This window comes from Enterococcus sp. C50, from assembly GCF_040887505.1.
Classification (GTDB): Bacteria; Bacillota; Bacilli; order Lactobacillales; family Enterococcaceae; genus Enterococcus_B; species Enterococcus_B thailandicus.
The window spans coordinates 1-739 of record NZ_JBFOFW010000020.1; the positions used below are offsets into that span (position 1 = coordinate 1).

The 739-nt window shown below is 49.7% G+C and carries 8 tRNA genes; all 8 read left to right on the forward strand.

From position 1 onward, the window contains the following. The first annotated feature begins 9 nt into the window (after positions 1 to 9). The 8 genes from AB3I20_RS12660 to AB3I20_RS12695 all read left to right on the forward strand — a co-directional run bounded on the left by AB3I20_RS12660 (position 10) and on the right by AB3I20_RS12695 (position 737). Positions 10 to 83 (forward strand) — tRNA-Asn (locus tag AB3I20_RS12660). Between the two features lie 40 nt (positions 84 to 123). Then, positions 124 to 212: transfer RNA gene (locus AB3I20_RS12665), tRNA-Ser, on the forward strand. A gap of 14 nt (positions 213 to 226) precedes the next feature. Further along, positions 227 to 298, forward strand: a tRNA-Glu gene (locus AB3I20_RS12670). A 13-nt stretch (positions 299 to 311) separates the two neighbouring features. Next, positions 312 to 384: transfer RNA gene (locus AB3I20_RS12675), tRNA-Val, on the forward strand. 9 nt (positions 385 to 393) lie between these two features. Next, positions 394 to 466 (forward strand) — tRNA-Asp (locus AB3I20_RS12680). Positions 467 to 498: 32 nt separating this feature from the next. Then, positions 499 to 574, forward strand: a tRNA-Phe gene (locus tag AB3I20_RS12685). A 1-nt stretch (position 575) separates the two neighbouring features. Beyond that, positions 576 to 656: transfer RNA gene (locus AB3I20_RS12690), tRNA-Tyr, on the forward strand. Between the two features lie 10 nt (positions 657 to 666). After that, a tRNA-Trp gene (locus AB3I20_RS12695) sits at positions 667 to 737 on the forward strand. Positions 738 to 739 lie beyond the last annotated feature (2 nt).

Here is a 739-nt window from a genome sequence, read left to right on the forward strand (position 1 = left end):
TGGTGTTATTCCGGCATAGCTCAGTTGGTAGTAGCGCATGACTGTTAATCATGATGTCGTAGGTTCGAGTCCTACTGCCGGAGTTCTCAATTTGAGAAAAGAGTAATGAGCTTCTTTCACTCTGGAGAGTTGTCCGAGAGGCCGAAGGAGCATGATTGGAAATCATGTAGATGGTGAACGCTGTCTCAAGGGTTCGAATCCCTTACTCTCCGTTAGTAATATATCTGGCCCGTTGGTCAAGCGGTTAAGACACCGCCCTTTCACGGCGGTAACACGGGTTCGAATCCCGTACGGGTCATACAATTGAATTTGGAGGTTTAGCTCAGCTGGGAGAGCATCTGCCTTACAAGCAGAGGGTCAGCGGTTCGATCCCGTTAACCTCCATAATGAACTGGTTCCGTGGTGTAGGGGTTAACATGCCTGCCTGTCACGCAGGAGATCGCGGGTTCGATTCCCGTCGGGACCGTCATTATTTATTCAATTGATGTAATTTCATATGGCGCGGTAGCTCAGTTGGTAGAGCAACGGATTGAAGCTCCGTGTGTCGGCAGTTCGATTCTGTCCCGCGCCACCATGGAGGAGTAGCGAAGTGGCTAAACGCGACGGACTGTAAATCCGTTCCTTAGGGTTCAGTGGTTCGAATCCACTCTCCTCCATTTTATTAATAGGGGTATAGTTTAAAGGTAGAACAGCGGTCTCCAAAACCGTTAGTGTGGGTTCAATTCCTGCTACCCCTGCC